Genomic DNA, 2,191 nt, shown 5'->3' with positions numbered 1-2,191 from the left:
GGCGCTTCGCTACAAGCTTATGGGTTTAACCCACAAGAAGGTTTTCGCGAGGCTGCCGCAGGTGCCATGCAGCTAACACGATGGACCAACAAGGTACGTCGTGCCATGCAGGAAAAGCCGGGTCACTATCAAGTCCTTGGGCAGTTAAAACGTGCTGCCTATCCTGATAATGGAACCACTCTTTTTGTGAACGCAGGGATTAATCCCAGTCGTCCGTTGGAAACTCAAAAAGATAGTTTTTGGTGGGCAAATAAAGGCTTTCAGCAGGTAAAAGGAAATTTTGGCCCCTTTACACGCCTGTTTCGGGGGTATGATCCAGAGCAAGCCGGACCGAAATACGACGAGTTTGCCGTCACACTTGATGGCGGCTGTGGGTTTGGCGGTAAATTGATTGCTGCCTGTATAGGTCTGGATGGTGAGGTTCTCGAGGTGCTGGAAAGCTGATGAGACGGGCTGACCGCTTATTTCGTCTAGTTCAAATTCTACGTCGTGGCCGACTGATTACCGCAGATAAACTCGCTGAAGAGTTAGAAGTTTCTACCCGAACAGTCTATCGAGATATTAAAGATTTAATTGGTTCTGGTGTTCCTGTCGAAGGGGAAGCTGGCGTTGGGTATCTTCTATACGAAGGCTACGACCTACCACCGCTTATGTTCGATGCGGAAGAACTTGAAGCCCTTTCGTTTGGCATGACGATGGTACAGGCCTGGGCTGATCCAAAATTGGCACTTGCTGCGACAGATGTCCTTCAGAAAATTGATAGTGTGTTGCCTGATCTTTTGCGTCCGAGATTGGCAAAACCAAATTTGGTCGCGCATGGAGATGCTTTGCCTGAACCCATTACTATTGATGTGGGTGATCTGCGGCATGGCATTCGAAACCAGAACAAAGTTTTGATCAACTATAAAGATGGAAAGGGTGATAAAAGCCAACGCACTCTTTGGCCGTTGGGTTTGCAGCTTTATCGGGCAATTTGGATGCTGGGGGCTTGGTGTGAATTACGCCAGGGCTTTCGGGTCTTCAGACTTGATCGTATAGCACAAATGATTGTTCTGGACGAATTCTTCCCCCGTGAAAGAGGGAAGACACATGATGATTTTCTCAAACACTTGGAAGAAACAACAAGCGCTTAAAGATCGTGGTTTTTTAGCTCATAGGCTTCTGTTTCGGTTTCTCGGCCACGTAATGCAAAGAAACCCTTCGGAGTGGTTTCCATTTTGGTATCGTTTTTGATGTAATCTCGGGTCGCGGCTGAAATGAGTGTTTTTGCTGTTTCCGCACTGTTTGGTAAGGCTTCTTTCGCCAGGCCTTCAAGGCGTTGTGCTGTGTTTACAGTATCACCGATCAATGTGTAGTTGACCCGGCCTTTGGCCCCGATATTACCAGCAACGGCAAGGCCACTATGGATGCCTATTCGAATATAGATAGGGGGCTGCCCCATCTCTTTTCTTCGGGTATTATCTTCTCTTAGCGCTTTTTCTATACGCAAGGCGGCGATACAAGCATGTTTGGCGTGATCATCCATTTGTGTAGGTGCCCCCCAGAAAGCCATTACAGAATCGCCGATGTATTTATCGATGGTTCCGCCTTCTTGTTCGATTATAGCCCCTAAAAGATCGAAGTGATGATTGAGAAGGCCAGCAAGCTCGGTGGCTGGCATTGATTCGCTCAAGGGTGTAAAGCTGACAATGTCGGTAAACATAACGGTGATTTCCCGCTCTTCCGAGATAATACCCTCGCCATTGGTTTCCATAAGTTGTTTTACAAGTTTTTTAGGCACATAGTTCTCGAACCATTTTAGTCCACCCAGCATAGAATTATAAGCTGTTGCAGCTGTATCAAGTTCCCTGAACATACTTCCGGGCAGGCGTTGGGTGTGGATGAGGTCCAGTTGACCCACTTGTTGAGATGTCTCGGCCAGACGCTGTAGAGGTATGGCAATGAACTTACCTGCGAAAAATATAATGATGACTGTGATCAGGGCAATGACCAAAGCTGCGGCCCCTGTGAAGTATAATCGTTCATAGTACCCTTCCAATTCTCCTTCCATGAAGTAAATGCCCAGTGTCAGGTCATCAAACCCATAGGCGGAAAAGCTGGTGTGGAGAAAAGATAGTTCCCCGGCAAAAGAATCAACGGCGTGGCCTTTGATATCTCCGTTGCCCAGAATGTCGGTGAAGTCATAGAGGGG

The 2,191-nt window shown here is 47.6% G+C and carries 2 protein-coding genes and 1 pseudogene; 2 read left to right on the top strand and 1 reads right to left on the bottom strand.

Annotation, left to right across the window (positions count from 1 at the left end; translation table 11 throughout):
• Window positions 1-444, top strand: a pseudogene (locus Q0241_RS17220) (hypothetical protein); the annotation flags it as partial.
• Complete coding sequence (locus Q0241_RS17215; RefSeq protein ID WP_299379842.1) at window positions 444-1,133, top strand: YafY family protein; 690 nt, start codon at window positions 444-446, stop codon at window positions 1,131-1,133. The pseudogene Q0241_RS17220 and the gene Q0241_RS17215, both read left to right, overlap by 1 nt.
• On the opposite strand, the gene Q0241_RS17210 is transcribed toward Q0241_RS17215, so the two are convergent.
• A partial coding sequence (locus tag Q0241_RS17210; protein ID WP_299379839.1) for an adenylate/guanylate cyclase domain-containing protein occupies window positions 1,130-2,191 on the bottom strand: 1,062 nt, incomplete at its 5' end. The genes Q0241_RS17215 and Q0241_RS17210 overlap by 4 nt on opposite strands.

It is taken from the genome of uncultured Kiloniella sp. (assembly GCF_937128705.1).
GTDB lineage: Bacteria > Pseudomonadota > Alphaproteobacteria > Kiloniellales > Kiloniellaceae > Kiloniella.
The sequence above is the reverse complement of the archived record's forward strand: the minus strand, read 5'-3'. Positions and strand labels throughout refer to the sequence as shown.

Coding starts and splice junctions, on each gene's coding strand:
- Q0241_RS17215 (WP_299379842.1), top strand. CDS start 444: ATGAGACGGGCTGACCGCTTATTTCGTCTAGTTCAAATTCTACGTCGT.